The 18,849-nt window shown below is 71.9% G+C and carries 23 protein-coding genes; 13 read left to right on the plus strand and 10 right to left on the minus strand.

Annotated features, from left to right (window positions below):
- The first annotated feature begins 79 nt into the window (after positions 1 to 79).
- On the plus strand, positions 80 to 2,167 hold the full coding sequence (locus tag DEJ21_RS12785) for a fructose-specific PTS transporter subunit EIIC (RefSeq protein WP_111224823.1): 2,088 nt from the start codon (positions 80 to 82) through the stop codon (positions 2,165 to 2,167).
- Between the two features lie 96 nt (positions 2,168 to 2,263).
- Here DEJ21_RS12785 and DEJ21_RS12790 read toward each other — a convergent pair whose 3' ends face one another.
- On the minus strand, positions 2,264 to 3,298 hold the full coding sequence (locus tag DEJ21_RS12790) for a UDP-N-acetylglucosamine 4,6-dehydratase family protein (RefSeq protein ID WP_110864239.1): 1,035 nt from the start codon (positions 3,296 to 3,298) through the stop codon (positions 2,264 to 2,266).
- A gap of 61 nt (positions 3,299 to 3,359) precedes the next feature.
- Positions 3,360 to 5,057: a beta-N-acetylhexosaminidase gene (locus DEJ21_RS12795; RefSeq protein ID WP_111224824.1), complete on the minus strand. Its 1,698-nt coding sequence runs from the start codon at positions 5,055 to 5,057 to the stop codon at positions 3,360 to 3,362.
- Between the two features lie 50 nt (positions 5,058 to 5,107).
- Between DEJ21_RS12795 and DEJ21_RS12800 the strand changes: the two genes are divergently transcribed.
- A complete protein-coding gene (locus DEJ21_RS12800; RefSeq protein WP_181435877.1) occupies positions 5,108 to 6,292 on the plus strand; it encodes an ROK family transcriptional regulator in 1,185 nt (394 codons plus the stop codon).
- A gap of 51 nt (positions 6,293 to 6,343) precedes the next feature.
- Entirely contained in the window at positions 6,344 to 7,114 is a 771-nt protein-coding gene (locus DEJ21_RS12805) for a DedA family protein (RefSeq protein ID WP_258375046.1), read from the plus strand.
- Positions 7,115 to 7,117: 3 nt separating this feature from the next.
- Here DEJ21_RS12805 and DEJ21_RS12810 read toward each other — a convergent pair whose 3' ends face one another.
- Positions 7,118 to 7,321, minus strand: a complete 204-nt coding sequence (locus tag DEJ21_RS12810; protein ID WP_071404335.1) for a DUF2945 domain-containing protein — start codon at positions 7,319 to 7,321, stop codon at positions 7,118 to 7,120.
- 198 nt (positions 7,322 to 7,519) lie between these two features.
- Between DEJ21_RS12810 and DEJ21_RS12815 the strand changes: the two genes are divergently transcribed.
- Both DEJ21_RS12815 and DEJ21_RS12820 read left to right on the plus strand, forming a co-directional pair.
- On the plus strand, positions 7,520 to 8,572 hold the full coding sequence (locus DEJ21_RS12815; protein WP_111224826.1) for a serine/threonine-protein kinase: 1,053 nt from the start codon (positions 7,520 to 7,522) through the stop codon (positions 8,570 to 8,572).
- Between the two features lie 55 nt (positions 8,573 to 8,627).
- Positions 8,628 to 9,248 carry a phosphoribosylanthranilate isomerase gene (locus tag DEJ21_RS12820; RefSeq protein WP_111224827.1) on the plus strand — a complete coding sequence of 207 codons (621 nt, stop codon included), beginning with the start codon at positions 8,628 to 8,630 and terminating at the stop codon, positions 9,246 to 9,248.
- 100 nt (positions 9,249 to 9,348) lie between these two features.
- Here DEJ21_RS12820 and DEJ21_RS12825 read toward each other — a convergent pair whose 3' ends face one another.
- From DEJ21_RS12825 to DEJ21_RS12835, 3 genes are all read right to left on the minus strand, one after another.
- Positions 9,349 to 10,107 (minus strand): HAD-IIB family hydrolase, encoded by a 759-nt coding sequence (locus DEJ21_RS12825; RefSeq protein WP_111033922.1) that lies wholly within the window; start codon positions 10,105 to 10,107, stop codon positions 9,349 to 9,351.
- An 82-nt stretch (positions 10,108 to 10,189) separates the two neighbouring features.
- On the minus strand, positions 10,190 to 10,624 hold the full coding sequence (locus DEJ21_RS12830) for an acyl-CoA thioesterase (protein ID WP_017886352.1): 435 nt from the start codon (positions 10,622 to 10,624) through the stop codon (positions 10,190 to 10,192).
- Between the two features lie 82 nt (positions 10,625 to 10,706).
- Entirely contained in the window at positions 10,707 to 11,303 is a 597-nt protein-coding gene (locus tag DEJ21_RS12835) for a nitroreductase family protein (RefSeq protein ID WP_111224828.1), read from the minus strand.
- Positions 11,304 to 11,387: 84 nt separating this feature from the next.
- Between DEJ21_RS12835 and DEJ21_RS12840 the strand changes: the two genes are divergently transcribed.
- Positions 11,388 to 12,311 (plus strand): AEC family transporter, encoded by a 924-nt coding sequence (locus DEJ21_RS12840; protein WP_111224829.1) that lies wholly within the window; start codon positions 11,388 to 11,390, stop codon positions 12,309 to 12,311.
- A gap of 139 nt (positions 12,312 to 12,450) precedes the next feature.
- Here DEJ21_RS12840 and DEJ21_RS18280 read toward each other — a convergent pair whose 3' ends face one another.
- Positions 12,451 to 12,600 (minus strand): hypothetical protein, encoded by a 150-nt coding sequence (locus tag DEJ21_RS18280; RefSeq protein ID WP_181433171.1) that lies wholly within the window; start codon positions 12,598 to 12,600, stop codon positions 12,451 to 12,453.
- Between DEJ21_RS18280 and DEJ21_RS12845 the strand changes: the two genes are divergently transcribed.
- The gene (locus DEJ21_RS12845) at positions 12,599 to 12,946 is read left to right on the plus strand and encodes an aldehyde dehydrogenase (RefSeq protein ID WP_258375047.1); all 348 of its coding nucleotides are present in this window, start codon (positions 12,599 to 12,601) and stop codon (positions 12,944 to 12,946) included. The two genes, DEJ21_RS18280 and DEJ21_RS12845, sit on opposite strands and share 2 nt — an antisense overlap.
- A gap of 69 nt (positions 12,947 to 13,015) precedes the next feature.
- Here DEJ21_RS12845 and DEJ21_RS12850 read toward each other — a convergent pair whose 3' ends face one another.
- Both DEJ21_RS12850 and DEJ21_RS12855 read right to left on the minus strand, forming a co-directional pair.
- On the minus strand, positions 13,016 to 13,264 hold the full coding sequence (locus DEJ21_RS12850; RefSeq protein WP_111224830.1) for a nuclease: 249 nt from the start codon (positions 13,262 to 13,264) through the stop codon (positions 13,016 to 13,018).
- 135 nt (positions 13,265 to 13,399) lie between these two features.
- On the minus strand, positions 13,400 to 14,236 hold the full coding sequence (locus DEJ21_RS12855; RefSeq protein WP_111089401.1) for an exodeoxyribonuclease III: 837 nt from the start codon (positions 14,234 to 14,236) through the stop codon (positions 13,400 to 13,402).
- A 140-nt stretch (positions 14,237 to 14,376) separates the two neighbouring features.
- Here DEJ21_RS12855 and DEJ21_RS12860 point away from each other — a divergent pair, with 140 nt between their 5' ends.
- The 6 genes from DEJ21_RS12860 (at position 14,377) to DEJ21_RS12885 (ending at position 17,470) form a co-directional block, all read left to right on the plus strand.
- On the plus strand, positions 14,377 to 14,883 hold the full coding sequence (locus DEJ21_RS12860) for an Asp23/Gls24 family envelope stress response protein (RefSeq protein ID WP_111022762.1): 507 nt from the start codon (positions 14,377 to 14,379) through the stop codon (positions 14,881 to 14,883).
- Positions 14,880 to 15,071, plus strand: a complete 192-nt coding sequence (locus tag DEJ21_RS12865; RefSeq protein WP_027464859.1) for a DUF2273 domain-containing protein — start codon at positions 14,880 to 14,882, stop codon at positions 15,069 to 15,071. Before DEJ21_RS12860 ends, DEJ21_RS12865 begins: the two co-directional genes overlap by 4 nt.
- Complete coding sequence (locus DEJ21_RS12870) at positions 15,068 to 15,439, plus strand: hypothetical protein (protein WP_111022763.1); 372 nt, start codon at positions 15,068 to 15,070, stop codon at positions 15,437 to 15,439. Before DEJ21_RS12865 ends, DEJ21_RS12870 begins: the two co-directional genes overlap by 4 nt.
- Complete coding sequence (locus DEJ21_RS12875; RefSeq protein WP_111224831.1) at positions 15,436 to 16,050, plus strand: hypothetical protein; 615 nt, start codon at positions 15,436 to 15,438, stop codon at positions 16,048 to 16,050. The genes DEJ21_RS12870 and DEJ21_RS12875 overlap by 4 nt, the downstream gene beginning before the upstream one ends.
- Positions 16,047 to 16,649, plus strand: a complete 603-nt coding sequence (locus DEJ21_RS12880) for a hypothetical protein (protein ID WP_111029743.1) — start codon at positions 16,047 to 16,049, stop codon at positions 16,647 to 16,649. Before DEJ21_RS12875 ends, DEJ21_RS12880 begins: the two co-directional genes overlap by 4 nt.
- 65 nt (positions 16,650 to 16,714) lie before the next feature.
- Complete coding sequence (locus tag DEJ21_RS12885; protein ID WP_258375049.1) at positions 16,715 to 17,470, plus strand: aminoglycoside 3'-phosphotransferase; 756 nt, start codon at positions 16,715 to 16,717, stop codon at positions 17,468 to 17,470.
- On the opposite strand, the gene DEJ21_RS12890 is transcribed toward DEJ21_RS12885, so the two are convergent.
- The gene (locus tag DEJ21_RS12890; protein ID WP_111039186.1) at positions 17,467 to 18,819 is read right to left on the minus strand and encodes a M23 family metallopeptidase; all 1,353 of its coding nucleotides are present in this window, start codon (positions 18,817 to 18,819) and stop codon (positions 17,467 to 17,469) included. The two genes, DEJ21_RS12885 and DEJ21_RS12890, sit on opposite strands and share 4 nt — an antisense overlap.
- Between the last annotated feature and the right edge of the window lie 30 nt (positions 18,820 to 18,849).

Consider the following 18,849-nt stretch of genomic DNA (forward strand, 5'->3'; position numbering starts at 1 on the left):
CAGAGCCAGCCAGAACACCCCCACTCCCCGAACACCCGCACGACCCGCGCGATCAGCGCCATTGCGAAGGAGCAAGCACATGTCCGCAGACTCGAGTCCGCGCCTCATCAGCGCACAGCTCGTCGGCCTCGACGAGGACCTCGGCGCCACGTCGACCGACGTCATCCGGGTGCTCGCCGATCGCGTCGCCGCGACCGGCCGCGCCGCCGACGGTGCGACGCTGGCCGACGACGCCATCAAGCGCGAGGCGAGCGTCGGAACGGGCGTCCCCGGTGGCATCGCCATCCCGCACGCCCGGTCGGCGTCGGTGTCCGAGCCGACGCTGGCGTTCTCGCGCCTGGCCCGGAAGGTACCGTTCGGCGCCCCGGACGGCGACGCCGACATCGTCTTCATGATCGCCGTGCCCGAGGGGGCGGACAAGGACCACCTGACGGTCCTCTCGACCCTGGCCCGCGCGCTCATCCGCGAGGACTTCACCGCCGCGCTCCGTGCCGCGACCACCCCCGACGAGATCGTCCGGTTGGTCGACAACGAGGTGAGCGGCGAAGTGGCCGAGGCCGGCGTCGGGAAGGCGAGTGGTGCCTCCGAACCGGCCACCGCGCCGGAGGCGGGCCGCAAGGTCTTCGTCGGCGTCACGGCGTGCCCGACCGGCATCGCGCACACCTACATGGCGGCGGACGCCCTCGTCGCCGCAGCCCAGCGTGCCGGTGCCGAGATGCACATCGAGACGCAGGGGTCCTCGCAGGTCGAACCCCTCGACCCGGCCCTCATCGCCCGTGCCGACGCCGTCGTGTTCGCGGTCGACGTCGACGTCCGCGACCGCGGTCGGTTCGCCGGCAAGCCGCTCGTGTCCGGACCCGTCAAGCGCGGAGTCGACGAGCCCGACAAGATGATCGCCGAGGCCATCCGCGCCTCGGAGGACCCGCACGCCGCTCGCGTGCAGGGTGGCACCGCCGTCGAGGGCGAGTCCACCGCCAAGAACGAGCACTTCGGCCAGTCGCTCAAGCGCTGGCTCCTCACCGGCGTCAGCTACATGATCCCGTTCGTGGCCGGCGGCGGGCTGCTCATCGCGCTCGGCTTCCTGCTCTCCGGGTACGGCATCGCGCTGAACCACGGCGACTCGGGCATGAGCAACGCCGCCTACACGCTCACGAACTCGACGCTGCTGAACCTGCCGCCGGAGGGCCTCGGCTACTACCTCGGCGCCGCCGCGTTCCAGATCGGACAGGTGTCGCTCGGGTTCCTGGTCGCAGCACTCGCCGGGTACATCGCCTACGCCATCGCCGACCGTCCGGGCATCGCCCCCGGATTCGTGGCCGGGTCGATCGCCGTGTTCATGAACGCCGGGTTCCTCGGCGGTCTGGTCGGTGGCCTCATCGCCGGTGCCGCCGCGTACTGGATCGGGCGCATCCCGACCTGGCGCTGGCTGCGTGGCCTGATGCCGGTCGTGATCATCCCGCTGTTCGCGTCGATCATCGCCTCGGGCCTCATGCTGCTGGTGCTCGGCGGTCCGATCGCCTGGGTCATGACCGAGCTCACCGCCTGGCTGAACTCCCTGTCGGGTGCCTCGGCCGTCCTGCTCGGGATCATCCTCGGCCTGATGATGGCGTTCGACCTCGGTGGTCCGGTGAACAAGGTGGCGTACGCGTTCGCCGTCGCCGGGCTCGGTGCCGGGACCGCCACGAACGTGGTGCCGTTCGAGATCATGGCAGCCGTCATGGCGGCCGGCATGGTGCCGCCGCTTGCACTCGCGCTCGCCTCGACCGTGCTCTACCGCAAGGGCTTCACGAAGCCGGAGCGCGAAAACGGCAAGGCCGCGTGGCTCCTCGGTGCGTCCTTCATCTCCGAGGGTGCGATCCCGTTCGCCGCAGCCGACCCGCTGCGCGTCATCCCGGCGTCGATGGTCGGTGCCGCGATCACGGGTGCGATCTCGATGGCTGCCGGCGTGACCTCGCGAGCACCGCACGGCGGGATCTTCGTCTTCTTCGCGATCGGTGACGTCCTGATGTTCGTCGTCGCGATCCTGGCGGGGACCGTGGTGTCCGCGCTGGTGCTCGTCGCCCTGAAGAAGTGGGTCCGTCGTCGCCCTGTCGACGAGGCTGCAGCGGGCAGCGAGGCTGCCGTGGCCGGCGAGACGGTGGGCCAGCGCGCACCGGTCGCCGCGTAGTCGACGCGACCCCGGGAACGACGGGAGGCCCGGTGCCAGCTGGCACCGGGCCTCCCGTCCGTCGTCCGGTCGTGTTGCGGGCTGGACGTGCGCCGGTCAGGCGGCCATCGCGAGCGCCGACGGGTCGACCTGACCGGGGACGCACTCGTCGACGTCGCACGGCGCGATCGGCGCGACCGAGGTGTGGGTGATCTTGGGGTGTACCGGGCGGCGTTCGGTCTCGCCGCGTCCGATGAGGTCCTCGTGGAGCTTCTCGCCCGCCCGCAGGCCCGTGAACACGATGTCGGACGGGCTGCCGGTGGCCTGGAGCATGCGCCGTGCGATGTCGAGGATCCGGACCGGTGCACCCATGTCGAGCACGAGGACCTCGCCGGGGTGGGCGATCGCAGCCGACTGGATCACGAGGTGGCACGCCTCGGGGATGGACATGAAGTAGCGGGTGGCGTCCGGGTGGGTGACGGTGAGGGGGCGTCCGGCACGGATCAGCTCCGCGAAGAGCGGGAGCATCGAGCCGCGGCTACCGAGGACGTTGCCGAACCGGACCGACACGTAGTCGTGGCCCGTGTCGGCGGCGGTCCAGGCGGTCAACCGCTCGGCGATGCGCTTGGTCGACCCGAGCACGCTCGTCGGGTTCGCGGCCTTGTCGGTCGAGATGTTCACGAGCGTCCCCACGCCCGCGGCGGCAGCGGCGCGGAGGACGTTCAGGGTGCCGAGGACGTTCGTCTTCCAGCCTTCGTCCGGGTACTGCTCGAGCATCGGCAGGTGCTTCAGTGCCGCGGCGTGGAAGACGACGTCGGGCCGGCGGGTCAGCATGATGTCGCGGATGGCGTCGGCGTCGCGGATGTCGGCGAGGACGACGTTCTTCGTGTCGAGCAGCCCGTGACCGTCCACGGAGACCTGCACCTGCTGCAGGGCGGTCTCGTCGCGGTCGAGCATGATGATCTCCGCCGGCTCGAACCGGACGAGCTGTCGGCAGAGTTCACTGCCGATCGAGCCGCCGGCACCCGTGATCAGCACCGACCGGCCCCGGACGAAGTCGACGGTGATCTCGAGCTCGGCCTCGGGCTGTCGATCCCCGATCAGTGCGTCGATGTCGAGCCCGTCGAGGCCGGGGATGCTGCGCTGTGGCATGGGGGTCTCCTCCGTGAAGTCCTCCCCAGTGTGAACCTCTCACATGTGAAATGTCAACAGGTCAGTCGGCGATGTTCGCCGTGACCGCGTCGATGTACGCCGCACGCTCCTCACGCGAGTGCGGGCGCCCCGCGACGCCCGGTCGCTGCTCCCACGGGAACGGCCCGGCCTCGTGCCGGTACTCGATGCCCATGGCCTCGAGGCGGGCGGTGTGCTCGGCCAGGCGTCCGCGGAACTCGGCGAGGTCGCGCGGCCCGGTGACGTCGGCCGACCACAGTGCCTCGGCGAGGGCGGCGACGCGGGGGAAGAGCTGGTAGTCGAGCCGACGGGCGGTGTCGACGTGCTCCGTCCACATGTTGCCCTGGCCGCCGATGACGTGGGCGCGCTCGGCGTCGGTGAGCCCCGACGGCACCGGGTCGAAGGCGAAGACGTCGTCGACGGTGAGCGCGATCGACACCGGGATCGGCTCGGTCGGCAGGTCGCTCTGGCGGTAGTCGAGGTACACCTGGTCGTCCGGCGACGAGATGACGTCGTGCCCGCGGCGGGCGGCAGTCCGTGCGCCGGTCAGTCCGCGCCACGAGACCACGGTGGCGGAGGGGTCGAGCGTGCCGCCCTCGAGGATCTCGTCCCACCCGAACGCCCGCCGGCCGTGCGACTCGACGTGTGCGGCGAGCTGCCCGATGATCCAGGCCTGCAGCTGTTCCTCGTCCTGCAGCCCGAGTTCGCGGATGCGCTCCTGGGTGCGGGGGTCGGTCTCCCACTGCACCTTCGGGCACTCGTCGCCGCCGATGCCGATGTAGCCGGAGGGGAAGAGCGCGATGACCTCGTCGAGGACGTCCTTGAAGAAGTCGATCGTGGCGTCCTCGGCGTTCAGGACGTCGTCGGCGATGCCCCACTCCGTCCACACCTCGACCGGTTCGCCCGTGACGCCGAGCGACGGGTAGGCCGCCAGCGCCGCACGGACGTGCCCGGGGGTCTCGATCTCGGGGACGACGGTGACGAACCGGTCGGCCGCGTACGCCACGATCTCGCGGACGTCGTCCTGCGTGTAGTACCCGCCGTGCGGGCGGCCGTCGAACCCGGCGACGACGAGTGTGCCGTCCGGCCCGGGGACGTGCGCGCCGACCTGGGACTCCCGACGCCAGGACCCGACCTCGGTGAGGCGCGGGTACTTCCGGATCTCGATGCGCCACCCCTGGTCCTCGGTGAGGTGGAAGTGCAGGCGGTTGATCCGGTGCGCGGCGAGCTGGTCGACCACCCGCATGACCTCGTGCTTCGTCCGGAAGTGCCGGGCGACGTCGAGCATCACGCCGCGCCAGGCGAAGGCGGGGGCGTCCTCGACGACCACGGCGGGGACGGACCACGGGCCGGTCGCGACCCGGCCGCGGCGGTACACGTCCGGGGGCAGCAGCTGCAGCAGGGCCTGCACGCCGTAGAAGACCCCGGCGGGCGAACCGCCGACGACGTCGACGCCGTCCGGCGTCACCGTGAGGCGGAACGACTCCGCGCGGTCGCCCTCCGGCGTCGTCGGGCCAGCGGGCAGGGACGGGTCGTCGGCGACGCGCAGCGCGATCGTGCCGGCCCCCGGTGCCGTGTCGTCGAGGGCGTCCCGCACCGGCAGCCCGGTCGATCCCCGCAGGGTCTGCTGCAGGTACAGTCGGACGGACTCACTCGCCGGGTCGGCGGCGATCCGGGTCGACGGGGTGATCTCGAAGGCCCCGACACCGGGAGCGGTGCGGCGCGGTCGTGGGACGAGCATGTCGGAGCCACCATTCCTCAATGATCTTTCGTAATGTGGAGGCTATGGCCGTGCAGCAGACCGTGTCAACGACCCCGGGCGCCGCGGGCTCGACCCCGGGTGCCGTCGGGACGACCCCGGGTGTCCTGCGGCAGATGAACTCGCGGGCGATCCTCGACGAGCTCCTGCGCGACGACGTCTCCCGCACGGTCACCGAGCTCGGGCGCACGGTCGGACTCTCCCGCCCCACGGTCGAGGCGGCGCTCGCCGACCTGGTCGACGAGGGCTGGGTGACCGAGGCCGAGGCGATCGCCACCCCGAACAAGGCCGGTCGTCGGGCCAAGCGCTTCGCCGCGGACGCGTCGGCCGGCTCCGTGCTCGGTGTGGACCTCGGTCTGCACGGGATCGTCGGCGTGCGCGCGGACCTGCGCGGCGTCACGCTCGCCCGCGTCGAGGAGCGGTACACCGACCTCGCCGACGCCGAACAGGCCTGGTCGAGCGTGCAGGACGTCGTCCGTCGTCTGACGGCGCCCGTCGGTGGCACGGTCGGCGGCTCCGCCGGGGGTGCGCCGGTGCTCGGTGCCACGTTCGGGGTGCCGGCGGTCGTCGACCGCGACGGCGCGATCGACTACACGGTCGCGGTGCCGGAGTGGGTCGAGCGGCGGGTGCCCGGCCGGATCCAGGACCTCTTCCCCGGGGTCGCCACCTTCTTCGACAACGACGCCAAGCTGGCCGCCACGGCCGAGGCCCGGTGGGGGCGGTTCCACGGCGTCCGGGACGCCCTGTACCTGGTGATGGGTCGGCAGATCGGTGCCGCCCTGGTGGTCGACGGCTCGTTGGCGCGCGGTGCGCGCGGCGCGGCCGGCGAGATGGGCGGCATCGCCTCGACCGGCTGGCCCGCCGCACCCGCCCGCCTGGAGGCCCGGATCCCGTCCGGCGCGGACCTCGAGTCCGTCTTCGCCGCGGCCGCCCAGGGCTCGGTGTCGGCCGTCGAGACCGTCCGTGCGTTCGCGGCCGACGTGGCACCCGGCGTCGTGCAGCTCGTGACGACGATCGACCCCGAGGTCGTCGTCGTCGGTGGCGAGGTCCTGCCGGCTGCCGAGGTGTTCTGCGCCGCGCTCGACGAGATCGTCACGCCACAGCTCCGGCACCCGGTGGTGTTCGCCCCGTCGACCGTCGGTCGCGACGCCGTCGCCCGGGGCGCGCTCGCCCGGTCGCTCGCGCACGTCCGGTCCGCCCACATGGGACTCGGCTGACACCCAGGGAGCGTGCCGGGTCCTGACAGGGCGTTCAGGGATGCTGGGGGCATGACGACTGCCGTGACCGCCCGTGCCATGACCGTCGCCAGTGGCGACTCCACCGCTCCGTCGGACCTCGGCGGGCTCTCCGGCCTGGTGCTGCAGCTGATCGACGGCCTGGGGGAGTGGGGCGTCGGGCTGATGCTCTTCGTCGAGACGGTGTTCCCGCCCATCCCGTCCGAGGTCATCCTGCCGTTGGCCGGGTTCCTGGCGGGTGCCGGCCAGATGAACCTCGTGCTGGTCCTGGTGCTGGCGACGATCGGCTCGTACCTCGGGGCGCTGGTGCTCTACTGGCTCGGCGCGAAGATCGGGTTCGAACGCACCACGCGGTGGTTCGGCAAGCTGCCCCTCGTCGACGAGGACGACTTCCGCAAGGCGGCCGGCTGGTTCCACCGGCACGGCAAGAGCGCGGTGTTCTTCGGCCGGTTCGTCCCGATCGTCCGTAGCCTCATCTCGCTGCCGGCCGGCGCCGACCGCATGCACCTCGGCACGTTCTCGGTGTTCACGATCATCGCGAGCGGCATCTGGAACAGCGCCCTCGTGCTGCTCGGTGCCGCGTTCGGGTCGCAGTACGACCAGGTCGAGGCCTACACCGAGTGGATCGATCGCGTGCTCTACGTCGCGATCGCCGTGGTCGTGGTGACCTTCGTCGTGCGCCGGGTCCGCCGTGTCCGCGCCGAGCGGCGTGCGGGCGGCCCCGATGACCACGACGACGAGGCCGGCAGCCCTGCCGTGGGCGGTGCCCGGGGTCGTCGTCGCGCCGAGCCCGCCCGCGACTGAGCCTCAGGCCTTCGTCAGCGCCGACTCCTTGTGGGCGGCCTGCTTGCCGCTCTTCTCCGACTCGACGATCCAGTACGGGTCGTCGTCGGTCGGCGTGAAGTGCTGCCCGTCGAACTCGAAGTCGCTCGTCCGCTTGCGCACGAGCGTGCCGGTCGTCCTGCCCTGCGAGGTGTTCCAGTGCACCTCGTCACCCTTCGACAACGCCATGCTGTCCTCCTTGCGCGATTCCTCGTCCTGATGGAGGTCGGACTGTACCCCGTCGATCCCCGGGAACTCAGGGAAGTACGGCGATCACGATGTCGTAACGGCCATGCGGATCGAGAGTCGGACGCGTACCGTTTCCCATGAGCCCACACGCCGGCAGGCGCCGCGGAACCACGGGCTCCGGACGGGACGACGGACACCATGACCCTGCTGGACAGCGCGCGGGCGGACACCGTCCTCTCTGCGCGGTACCGGCTCGTGAAGCTCATCGGCACCGGCGGCATGGGATCCGTCTACGAAGCCCGTGACGAGCACACGTACCGGGCCGTGGCCGTGAAGCTCTTCGCGACCCCGGACAAGATGACCACCGCCGACCGCGTCCGCCAGGAGCGCGAGATCCGGCTGCTCAGCATGCTCTCCCACCCGGGCCTCATCCCGCTGTACGACGCAGGCACCCACGAGTTCGAGGACGGTCCGCACCGGTTCATCGTGATGGAGCTCATCGCCGACACGACGCTGCTCCGCCGTCTGTCCGAGGGCGCCCTGCACAACTACGAGGTGGCCGACCTCGGTGCGCAGCTCGCCGACGCCCTGGCCTACGTGCACTCGCGCGGCATCGTGCACCGTGACGTGAAGCCCGCCAACATCCTGATCAGCGACGAGGGCTCGTCCGGGTTCGCCCGCACGGTCAAGCTCACCGACTTCGGCGTCGCCCACTTCGTCGACGGCTCCCGCCTGACGAACGACGGCACGGTCATCGGCACCGCCGCCTACCTCAGTCCGGAGCAGGTCGCCGGCGAACCGATCAGCTTCGCCACCGACGTGTACTCGCTCGGGCTCGTCCTGCTCGAGGCGCTGACCGGCAAGCAGGAGTACTCGGGCACCCTGATCGAGGCCGCACTCGCCCGGCTCCGCCGCGACCCCGAGATCCCGGACGACGTCGCCGACGAGTGGCGCGAGCTGCTCAGCCGGATGACGGCCCGCGACCCGGAGCGCCGGCCCACCGCGGTCGCCATCGCCAACGCGCTGCGCGGCGGGTCCACCCAGATCACCGGCCCGGTGCCGCTCGGTCCGGAACGCGTGAAGCACCAGCGCGACCACCGCATGCACCGCGCCGCACACCGGCACGCCAGGCGCGGCACGTTCTCGGCGGTGCGGCGCTGGCGTCGGCGAAACGTCCTGGTCGGGTCCTTCGCGGCCTTCGGCGTCACCGCGGCGTGCGTGGCCGCCTACGTCGCGGGCGCCCTGCACTGACCCGCCCGGCGGCGCCGGGCTCCGGGCACCGGAGCACCCTGGCAGGATGGACAGCATGACCGACCAGCGCTGGATCAAGATCTGTGGCCTGTCGACGCCCGACACCGTGGACGCCGCCGTCGACGCGGGTGCCGACGCCGTCGGGTTCGTCTTCGCGGCGGGCAGCTCCCGGACCGTCACCGCCGACCTGGCGAAGGAACTCGTCGAGCGGGTGCCGGACGGCATCGACGCCGTCGGGGTCTTCCGTGACCAGAAGATCGACGAGATCGTCGGCATCGCCTCCGAGGTCGGGCTCACCACGCTGCAGCTGCACGGTGGCGAGTCGGCGTCCGACTTCGCCCGCGCGCGCGACGCCGGCTTCTTCACCATCCGGGCCATCGCGGCCGAGGACTACCTGCGCGAGACGCCCGAGCAGCGCGCCGCGTTCGACCACGACCTGCTGCTGCTCGACGCCGCCGTGCCCGGCAGCGGTCGGCTCGTCGACCCGGCCACCATCGAGGGCGTGGACGAGGCCTGGATCCTCGCCGGCGGGCTGACCCCGGCCAACGTGGTCGCCGCGGTCGAGGCGCTCGACCCCGACGGCGTCGACGTGTCGAGCGGTGTCGAGTCGGAGCGTGGCGTCAAGGACCCCGCCAAGATCCGCGCCTTCGTCGAGGCCGTCCGCAGCCTGGGCTGAGCGCCCGGCCGCGTCGGTCGCGTTCGCGGCTCTGGACGCGACCGCGGACGGACAGGAGGCGCGGTGCGGGCCCGCCACGGGCCTCCCGTCCGCCGCGCGGTCAGCGCAGGGTGGGGATGAGCTCCGTCAGGAACGCGTCCGTGTCCTCCCAGCCCTGCACCGCGTGGCAGGGGACCCCGAGTGCCTTCACCGGGTAGTCGTTGCCCTCGGGGTCGAGCCGGTCGCCCACGAAGAGCATGTCGTCGAGCGCGATGCCGGTGATCTCGGCCAGGCGCTGCATGCCGTAGGCCTTGTCGATGCCCTTGCGGGTGATGTCGATGCTGGTGGAGCCGCCCGAGCGGACCTCGAGGTCGGGCAGGTCCTGCTGCACCAGACGGCGCAGGTGGTCCTTCTTCTCGCCGGTCGGGTCCCACTGCTTCTTGACGTCCACCGGGGCGGCCTGGCCGAGGGCGGAGAACGTGATCTGCGACCCGCGGTCCTCGAGGATGGCGCCCCAGGTCTCGGACTCCCAGTACCCGGCTTCCTTCGCACGGGCCTCGACCGCGGCGAGGGCGCGGTCCTTCTGCTCGTCGGTGAGGTCCTCGGCGTACTGCAGCGCCCAGTCCTGGTCCTCCCAGCGGTAGTACCGGGTGCCGCAGGTGGGCAGGAGGTGCAGGGCGTCGAGCGTCAGGCCGTCGCGCTGCCGGAGCGGGGTGACGAGCTGCTGCTCGAACTGGGTGAAGTTGCCGCCGGAGATGACCGCGACCGGCACGACCTCGAGCAGGGACGCGAAGGTCTCGAGCATGCGGGGGTCGAGGGAGGACTTCGACGGGGCGAGCGTGTCGTCCAGGTCGAAGGCGACGAGGCGGGGCGTGGTCATGCCCCCGATCCTGCCAGAGCCCGCCGACCACGCGCAGGGTGCGACCGACAGGGTGCCCCGGTGCTGCGCGAAGTCTGCGGGGTCACGCGCGGTGCGTGGCGGGGACCCGGTCGCGGGCGTAGGTGATGTCCGTGTAGCCGTGCGGGGCCGGGTTGCCGTCCTCGTCGAGGTTCACGAACACGACCTCGTCGATCGTCAGGATGCTGCGGTGCGTGAAGAGGTTGCGCGCCTCGGCCCGCATGGTCAGCGACGTCCGGCCGAACCGGGTGGCGACGAGGCCGATCTCGACGATGTCGCCCTCCTTCGCCGAGGACAGGAAGTTGATCTCCGACATGTACTTCGTGACGACCTTGCCGTTGCCGAGCTGGATGATCGCGTAGACCGCGGCTTCCTCGTCGATCCAGCGGAGCAGGCTGCCGCCGAACAGGGTGCCGTTGGCGTTGAGGTCCTCCGGTCGCACCCACTTCCGGGTGTAGAAGTTCATCTCCGGCGGGGCGTCGTCCTGGTGCTGATCCATGTCACGTCATGGTACGCCGACGGCCGCGTCCCCGCAGGGACGCGGCCGTCGTGGCGATCGCGGGCGGCGGTGCCGCCGGTGCTCACTCCTTGACGAGGACGACCTCGTCGAGGGGGATGCGGGTGCGCGGGGCGACCTCGCGCTCGGCGGCCTTGTCGTCGAGCTGCGACGGGTGCGCGACGGTGCCGACGGCCGTGACCGTGTACGGCAGGAAGCGCTCGGGCAGGTCGAACGCGGCACGGAGCCCGGCGGCGTCGATGCCCGCCATCTGGTGCACGTGCAGGCCCTCGGCGTGCGCCTGCACGGTCAGCGCGGCGAGCGACTGGCCGAGGTCGTACTGCGCGAAGGGGCGCTCCTCACCGTCGGCGGTCACGGTCTCGAGCACGCCGACGACGAGGGCGCTGGCGCGGAAGGCCCAGGCGGCGTTGAAGCCGAGCAGGTTCTCGTTGATCTTCCGGAACGTCTCGGTACCGCGGCGGCCGGCGATGAAGCGGCGGGGCTGGAAGTTCATGGCCGAGGGTGCCCAGCGAGCGGCCTCGAGGACGGCGTCCAGCTGGTCGTCCGAGATCGTCGTGGTCTCGTCGTAGGAGCGGGGGCTCCAGCGCTCCTCGAGCAGCGGCACGAGCGGCTGGCTGGAGTCGGTGGACCGGGTGAGGGTGTCGGCGTTCGTCGAGGTCATGATGCGCTCAACGGTATTCGATGCGTACGCATTTCCGACCTGAGTGACGTCACATCACCGCCGGCAGGTGCCAGGATGGACGGGATGGGTGGCGTGTTGACCGGCTTCGCGATCATCGGCGCGATCATCGCCGGTGGGTACGTCGTCGGACGCATCGGCCTGCTGGGCCCGCACGCGCAGTTCGTGATGAGCCGGCTCGCGTTCTTCGTGCTGATGCCGTGCCTGCTGTTCCACACCATCGCGACCGCCGACATCGCGTCGCTGCTGTCCTCGATGCTCTGGGTCTCACTGCTGAGCGCCGCCGTGGTCGCCCTCGGTGCCGCCGCCGTGTTCCGCTTCGTGCTGCGCCGCCCCGTCACCACGACCACCGTCGGGGCCCTGGCGTCGAGCTACGTGAACGCGAACAACATCGGGCTGCCCGTGGCCGTGTACGTCCTCGGCCAGGCGACCGCGGTCGTCCCGGTGATCCTGCTGCAGCTCGTCGTGATGGCCCCGATCGCGCTGACGATCCTCGACGCTGCGACCGCGGGTGGCGGCGGATGGGGGAGGCGGATCGCGGGGCCGTTCCGGAACCCGATCATCATCGCCTCGCTCGTCGGGCTGGTGTGCTCGGCGACCGGGATCACGCTGCCCGCCCCGGTGCTCGAGCCGTTCTCGCTCGTCGGCGCGGCCGCGGTGCCCGTCGTGCTGCTGTCGTTCGGGATGAGCCTGCACGGTGCGACCCCGCTGCGGGACCCGGCGATCCGGACCGACGTCATCGTGGCGTCGTCGATCAAGCTCGTGGTGATGCCGGCCGTGGCGTTCGTGTTCGCCCGGTTCGTGTTCGGACTCGGCGACCAGGAGGTCTTCGTGCTCACCACCCTCGGTGCCCTGCCGGCGGCGCAGAACGTCTTCAACTACGCGCAGCGGTACGGGGCAGCGGTCCCGGTGGCGCGCGACGTCGTGCTCATCTCGACGCTCGGTTCGGTGCCCGTGTTGGTCGCGATCGCCGCCCTGCTGCACCCGTAGCGCGCCCTGGACGCGCCGCGCGGCGGACGGGAGGCCCGTGGCGGGGGCGCACCGGGCCTCCCGTCCGGCTGTGGTGGCGACCACCGCGGATGGTGAGCAGTAATGGTCGAGTCGCGTCCGCCGACTCGACCATTCCTGCTCACGAAGCGCGGACGGCACGCGCGTACCCTGGCGGGCACGCGGGGCGGACCGCCTCGTGACCGATGACCACGACGAGGAGACCGGCGATGGACACGATGGCGATGATGAAGAACATGTCGATGACGGACATGCCCATGGAGATGGACATGGACATGATGCAGGACACGATGATGGCGATGAACGCCGCGTCGATGGCGGCGACGATGTGCTCGGCTGCCGACATGCGGATGGGCGGCGAGATGGCCACCTGCGCCGCGATGTGCTCGAATACCGCGATGCTCGCCGACACCGGCATGCGGATGATGATGCGTCCGATGGGGATGGACACCGCCGCGATGCAGGCGATGCTCATGGCCGTCGTCGCGATGGGCACCGCGTGTGCCGCCGAGTGCCGCCAGCACCAGGACATGGACGAGTCGTGCCGGTACTGCGCCATGGCCTGCGACGAGATGGTGTCGAAGTGCCAGGCGATGCTCGACTCGATGGCGGTCTGACCCGCTCCGTGCGCGCTCCGCGACGCGTGCGCGCTCCGCGACGCGTGCGCGCTCCGCGACGCGTGCGCGCTACGCGACCCGTGCCGTGGTCTGTCGACCGCCGGCGCTGAGGATCTCTGCGACCGGGTGGTGGGCGACCGGCTCGCCGACCGACAGGGCGCTGTCGGCGTCCGCCACCCGCAGCTGCGTGATGCTCCCGTCGAGGAACAGCACCACGGCGTCGGCTGCGCGGGTCTCGACGACGATGCCGTCGCGCCACGCACCGGGGGCTGCGGTCGCCATGAGGCGCTGGATGGGAAGGATCGTCGTGCGGGACATGGCTTCACCTGCTCTCGAAGGGGTTCGGTGCAGGAAACCTACGTCGGCGTGACGGACGGCTCAATCACGGCGGACGCCGGGCGTAACAGAGCCGGACGGGCGCCGATCCGAGCCGGGCCGGTGACCCGACTCCGATCAGAAGATCATCGGGCGGTCGTCGTCGAGCGACGTGTCCAGGTCGAGGTCGACCACCACGGGGACGTGGTCGCTCGGGGCGTCGCCCTTGCGCTCGTTCCGGTGGATCGAGGCGTCGGTGACGACGTCCGCGAAGGCCTGCGAGCCGAGCACGAAGTCGATGCGCATGCCCTCGTTGCGCGGGAACCGCAGCTGCTTGTAGTCCCAGTAGGTGTAGCCGTCGGGCACGATCGGGCGCACGACGTCCTGCAGGCCCCGCGCCTCGAACTCGCGGAACGCTGCCCGCTCGGGCTCGCTGACGTGCGTCGACCCCTCGAAGACCCGCATGTCCCAGACGTCCTGGTCGAGCGGTGCGACGTTCCAGTCGCCCATCAGTGCGAGCGGGGTCTCCGGCGACGCCTCGATCCACTCCGAGGTGCGGTCGGCCAGCTGGGCGAGCCAGTCGAGCTTGTACGTGTAGTGCGGGTCGCCGAGCTCGCGGCCGTTCGGCACGTAGAGGCTCCAGAGCCGCACGCCGTCGACCGTGACGCCGATCGCGCGGGCCTCGACCGGCAGGTCCGGCCCCTCGTGGCCCTTCAGGAACCCGGGCTGGCCGGGGAAGTCGCGGGTGACGTCCTCCATCGGCAGCCGGCTGGCGAACGCGACGCCGTTCCACTGGTTCAGACCGTGCGCCTCGACGTGGTACCCCGCGGCCTCGAACTGCTCGACCGGGAACTGCTCCGGCTTGCACTTGATCTCCTGCATGCCGAGGACGTCGATGTCCTCACGCACCAGCCAGTCGACGATCCGACCCACTCGGGTGCGGACGGAGTTCACGTTCCAGGTCGCCACGCGCATGAAACAAGAACCTACCGGTGTCGACTGACGACGAGGTCGGCGAGACCAGCGGCACGGGCGGGCGCGACGTGCGCCGCCTGTGCGGCGTACGGCACGATGGTGTTCGCTGGAGGCCAGCAATCGACCGCACGGAGGCAGCAATGGCATCGACGACCAACCGCGTCGACGGGACCCCGACCGGGACCACGACCGGAGCCACGCTCGGCACCGGGGCCGGGAGCACCCAGCCCGCCGGCACCACCACGACGCAGGTCACCGCCAAGGGCAGGACCATCATCGACGACACGGTCGTCGCGAAGGTCGCGGGCATTGCCGCCCGAGACGTCCCCGGCGTCTTCGCGCTCGGCGGCAACGCCTCGCGGGCGTTCGGTGCCATCCGCGACGCCATCGGCTCGAGCGCGCTCGGTCAGGGTGTCCGCGTCGAGGTCGGCGAGACCCAGGTCGCCGTCGACCTGACCATCGTCGTCGACTACCCGACGCCGATGATGGAGGTCGCCTCTGCGGTCCGTGCCGCCGTGACGAACGCCGTCACCGAACTCGTCGGCCTCGAGGTCACCGAGGTCAACATCGCGATCAACGACGTGAACATCCCGGCGCTCAACGGCGTCGCGGACGAGCTCGACACCCGGGACGGTCGGGTCCGGTGAACGCCACCGTGGTCGGGATGGGCACCGGCGCCCTGCTCGCGATCGTCGCCGTGACGCTCGGGTTCTGGGCGTTCGTCGTCGTCGCCGTCTGCATGGCGGTCGGTGCACTGGTCGCCCGCATCGTCACGGGTGACGTCGACTTCCGTCGCCTGCTCGACGTGCTGCGCGGACGCCGGAGCTCGTCGTGAGCGACGCCGCCGTCGCCACGACCGGCGACAGCGGCGTCCGGCTCCGCGGCTCCGACCGCATCGGCACGTCGGCGCTGGTGCACACCGCCCAGGCGGTCGCCGCCGAAGCACTGCGGGTGGCCTTCCGGGAGGTCCGTGCCCGGGTCGCGGACGATGGTCGCGGTGCACTGGCGGTCGAGATCACCGCCCCGCTCGCCCTGCCGGTGCTGGGCTCGAACGCACTCCCCGACGAACCGGTCGTCGCCACGGCGCACCGGGCTCGCGGCACGATCGCCGAGCGCTTCCGGACCATCACCGGCCGACAGGTCGCCCGCGTGACCGTGACCTTCGCCTCGTCGGTCGTGGACACCCCGCGGAGGGTCCGGTGACCGCCCCACCCCTCGTCGGCGCGCCCACCGGGGACCACGCTGCCACCCACCGCCGCCTGCTGCGCCGCGAGACCCACGTCTCCCGCTCCGGTGCCGTCGTCGTCGCGATGCTCATCGCCCTGGTGCTCGCCGCCGCTGCGGTCTTCGCCGGGGCGCTCGTCCTGCTCGACCAGAACGTGCTCGGTGTCGACCCCCGTGCCGTGGTCGACGCCGCGCTCGCCGCTCCGGACGGCCTCGACTCCACCATCGGCATCGGCATCGGCGCCGTCGTGGCCCTGATCGGCCTCGTGCTCCTGCTGCAGGGGATCCTGCCCCAGCGCCGTCCGCGGCACGTGATGTCGTCCGACCGGCTCGCAGTCGTCGTCGACGACGAGGTCCTGGCCTCCGCCGCGGCCCGAGCCGCCCGATCCGCGACCCGTCTGGGCGCCGACGCCGCCGTGGGCACCGTCGGCCGCCGCACGGTCGACGTCGTGCTCCGGCCCGCAGCCGGGGTGGACGTCCCCGCGGTCGCCGCGACCGAGGCCGTCGAGCGGGAGTTCGCCGTGATCGACGCGCACCCGCCGCTGGCCGCGCGGGTCCGGGTGCAGCCGACCGGACGGGTGGACGGATGAACGCCACGAACCGCGGGCTCGGCCGGACGGCGCTCGTCGTGCTCGGGCTGGTCCTGCTCGTCGCCGGGGTCGCCGCGATCCTGGTGCAGACCGCGCAGGGGCTGCCCCTCGTCGCCTCGTGGTGGCGCACGGTCGGCGATGCCCTCGCCGGACTCGGCACCGGGGCGTCGCGTGACGACTCGGTGTTCGCGTGGACCTGCGTGCTCGGCGGTGGCGTCGTGCTCGGTGTGCTCGCACTCGTCGTGCTGACGACGCTCGGCGGTGGCCGCGAGAGCACCGTCGTGGACAGCGACGGTTCGGCCGACGGCGTCGCCGGTTCGGTGCGCATCGAGTCCACCGCCGTGCAGCACGCGCTCTCCTCGGCCATCGGCGACATGCCCCAGGTCGGCTCGCTCGCCGTCGACGTCTACCGGGTCCGTGGTGGTCGGGCGATCCGGGTGCGGGTCCGTCCGCGCCGGGGTGCCGCGCCGCGGGAGATCACCGAACGGGTCGAGGCCGTCGTCGCCGACCTGGACGCCCTGCTCGGCGAACGTCTGCCCGTGCTGCTCGAGATCGCCCGTGGTGGGTCGGGGTCCTCCCGCCCGGACCGCGTGCACTGAGCGTCGCCGTGGTGCGCTCGATCGGTGGACTTCCCCGGCCGGGTGAGACCGTCCCGGTACCGCGCGTGGTCACCGACGTCGCCCGGGGGCGTGAGGTCGCGCTCGTCTGGCACAACCAGATCGGCGGGACGACGTTCCGCATCGGTCCTGATGCGCACGCCGAGGAGTTCGTGAAGGTCCTGCCACACGCCTACGGATCGTGGATCAGCAGCGAGGCAGCGCGGCTGACGTGGGCGTCCCGGTACGCGCGAGTCCCCGAGGTGCTCGACCACGGCGCCGACGACGACGGCGTCTGGCTGCACACCCGCGCGGTGCCCGGCTGGAGCGCCGTCGACCCGCGCTGGCACGACGAACCCCGGACCGCGGTGGTCGCGGTGGGCGAGGGTCTGCGCGCGCTGCACGACACGTTGCCCGTCGACGGCTGCCCGTTCACGTGGGCGACCGCGGACCGGCTCCGTCGCGCGCGTGAGGCGAGCGCCGACGCCGACGCCGTCCGCGGCCCGGGCGGTCTCGGTCCGGAGCCGTCGACCGACCGGATCGTCGTCTGCCACGGTGACCCGTGCACGCCGAACACGCTCATCGGTGCGGACCGGCGGTGGAGCGGGCACGTCGACCTGGACGCGATGGGGGTCGCGGACCGCTGGGCCGACATCGCGGTGGCGACGATGGCCCTCGGCTGGAACTACGGACCCGGCTGGGAGCCGCTGTTCCACCGGGCGTACGGGCTGCCGGACGACCCGGAGCGCACCGCGTGGTACCGGGCGCTGTGGAACGCCGGCGACGACGGGATCGACGACCCCGAGCCGGGGCCGATCGGCTAGAAGGCGACCCCGCGAGCGCCCATGAAGGGCACCGGGTCGGTGGTGGCGCCGTTGATGTGCACCTCGACGTGGCTGTGGCAGCCGGTCGACGCCCCGGTGGAGCCGACGAGCGCGATGAGCTGCCCCGCGGAGACCTGCTGCCCGGTGGCGACCCGGAAGCCGCCGTCGACGATGTGGCCGTACGCGGTCTGCACGCCGCCGCCGTGGTTGATGCGGACGTAGTTGCCGTAGCCGCCGTACCAGCCGACGTAGTCGACGGTGCCGGCCGAGGCCGCGACGATGGGCGTGTAGCAGCCGCTCGCCAGGTCGGTGCCCTCGTGCATGGTGACGACGCCGGTGATCGGGTGGACGCGGTACCCGTAGGGGCTGATCACGTAGCCGCTGGCCGGGCGGACCCAGCCGGTCCCGGAGCCCGCGCCGACGGAACCGCCGCCGCCCGAGCCGCTGCTGCCGGTCGAGCCGCCGCCTGACGGCGCGCCCCCGCCGGAGTTCGCGGCGGCCTGTGCGGCAGCTGCTCGCTGCGCGGCGGCTGCGCGCTCTGCGGCTTCGCGTGCCGCCTTCTCCTCCGCCGCCTTGCGGACGCGCTCACCCTTGGCGAACTCGGCTTCGGTCCGGACGCGGCCGGAGGTCAGGGTCGCGAGCTGGGCGTCGAGTCGGGCCTTGTTCGACTGCTGCTCGTCGTAGGCGGCCTGCACGGCGTCGGACGCCGCCTGGGCTTCCTGCATGCGGTCTTCGGCTTCGGCAGCGAGGTCGCCCAGCGCTTCGGCGGCGCGGTCGGCCTGTGCCTCGAGCGAGCTGGCGACGGCGGCGTCGGCGCTCGCGGCGGCCTGCACACGCTCGGCCTGCTCGGAGAGCTTGCTCAGCGCACCGAGGTTGTACAGCAGGTCACTGGCGTCTTCGCCCTGGGTGATCACCGAGGTGGTGACGTCGGCGCCACCGGAGCGGGACATCTGCGCGGCGAACTGCCCGGCCTGCGCGGCGCTCTGGTCGGCGACCTTCGCGTGGTCCTTGGCGTCGGCGCGGAGCTGCTGTTCCTTCTCGGCCGCGGTCTGGGCCTTGCGCTGTGCCTTGTAGAACACGTCGCCGAGCTTCTGTGCCTTCGCCTCGGCAGCCTCGACCTTGGCGTCGAGCTCGCTGATGATGCCCCGGATCTCGGTGATCTGCCCCTGCTTGGCGGATTCCTTGCCGCGGGCGGACTTCACTTCGTCCCACGTGGGGTAGGTCACCGCCTGGGCGGCCGGAGCGTCGGCGATGACCGTGCCGACGAGGCCCGCGAGTGCCAGGCCGGTGACGGCGAGGCGCAGGCGCACGGGGACACGGTGGGCGCGGGGGCTGGTGGGACGAGACATCGAGCACGAGCCTATACATCCGTACAGCGA

Origin of the sequence: Curtobacterium sp. MCSS17_006, assembly GCF_003234215.1 — a bacterium.
In the GTDB taxonomy this organism is placed as follows: domain Bacteria; phylum Actinomycetota; class Actinomycetes; order Actinomycetales; family Microbacteriaceae; genus Curtobacterium; species Curtobacterium flaccumfaciens.

What these genes read in the sequence shown, in the direction of transcription:
- DEJ21_RS12785 (WP_111224823.1), top strand. Translation starts at nt 80, where the DNA reads ATGTCCGCAGACTCGAGTCCGCGCCTCATCAGCGCACAGCTCGTCGGC.
- DEJ21_RS12790 (WP_110864239.1), bottom strand. Translation starts at nt 3,298, where the DNA reads ATGCCACAGCGCAGCATCCCCGGCCTCGACGGGCTCGACATCGACGCA.
- DEJ21_RS12795 (WP_111224824.1), bottom strand. Translation starts at nt 5,057, where the DNA reads ATGCTCGTCCCACGACCGCGCCGCACCGCTCCCGGTGTCGGGGCCTTC.
- DEJ21_RS12805 (WP_258375046.1), top strand. Translation starts at nt 6,344, where the DNA reads ATGACGACTGCCGTGACCGCCCGTGCCATGACCGTCGCCAGTGGCGAC.
- DEJ21_RS12810 (WP_071404335.1), bottom strand. Translation starts at nt 7,321, where the DNA reads ATGGCGTTGTCGAAGGGTGACGAGGTGCACTGGAACACCTCGCAGGGC.
- DEJ21_RS12815 (WP_111224826.1), top strand. Translation starts at nt 7,520, where the DNA reads ATGACCCTGCTGGACAGCGCGCGGGCGGACACCGTCCTCTCTGCGCGG.
- DEJ21_RS12820 (WP_111224827.1), top strand. Translation starts at nt 8,628, where the DNA reads ATGACCGACCAGCGCTGGATCAAGATCTGTGGCCTGTCGACGCCCGAC.
- DEJ21_RS12825 (WP_111033922.1), bottom strand. Translation starts at nt 10,107, where the DNA reads ATGACCACGCCCCGCCTCGTCGCCTTCGACCTGGACGACACGCTCGCC.
- DEJ21_RS12830 (WP_017886352.1), bottom strand. Translation starts at nt 10,624, where the DNA reads ATGGATCAGCACCAGGACGACGCCCCGCCGGAGATGAACTTCTACACC.
- DEJ21_RS12835 (WP_111224828.1), bottom strand. Translation starts at nt 11,303, where the DNA reads ATGACCTCGACGAACGCCGACACCCTCACCCGGTCCACCGACTCCAGC.
- DEJ21_RS12840 (WP_111224829.1), top strand. Translation starts at nt 11,388, where the DNA reads ATGGGTGGCGTGTTGACCGGCTTCGCGATCATCGGCGCGATCATCGCC.
- DEJ21_RS12845 (WP_258375047.1), top strand. Translation starts at nt 12,599, where the DNA reads ATGGACATGATGCAGGACACGATGATGGCGATGAACGCCGCGTCGATG.
- DEJ21_RS18280 (WP_181433171.1), bottom strand. Translation starts at nt 12,600, where the DNA reads ATGTCCATCTCCATGGGCATGTCCGTCATCGACATGTTCTTCATCATC.
- DEJ21_RS12850 (WP_111224830.1), bottom strand. Translation starts at nt 13,264, where the DNA reads ATGTCCCGCACGACGATCCTTCCCATCCAGCGCCTCATGGCGACCGCA.
- DEJ21_RS12855 (WP_111089401.1), bottom strand. Translation starts at nt 14,236, where the DNA reads ATGCGCGTGGCGACCTGGAACGTGAACTCCGTCCGCACCCGAGTGGGT.
- DEJ21_RS12860 (WP_111022762.1), top strand. Translation starts at nt 14,377, where the DNA reads ATGGCATCGACGACCAACCGCGTCGACGGGACCCCGACCGGGACCACG.
- DEJ21_RS12880 (WP_111029743.1), top strand. Translation starts at nt 16,047, where the DNA reads ATGAACGCCACGAACCGCGGGCTCGGCCGGACGGCGCTCGTCGTGCTC.
- DEJ21_RS12890 (WP_111039186.1), bottom strand. Translation starts at nt 18,819, where the DNA reads ATGTCTCGTCCCACCAGCCCCCGCGCCCACCGTGTCCCCGTGCGCCTG.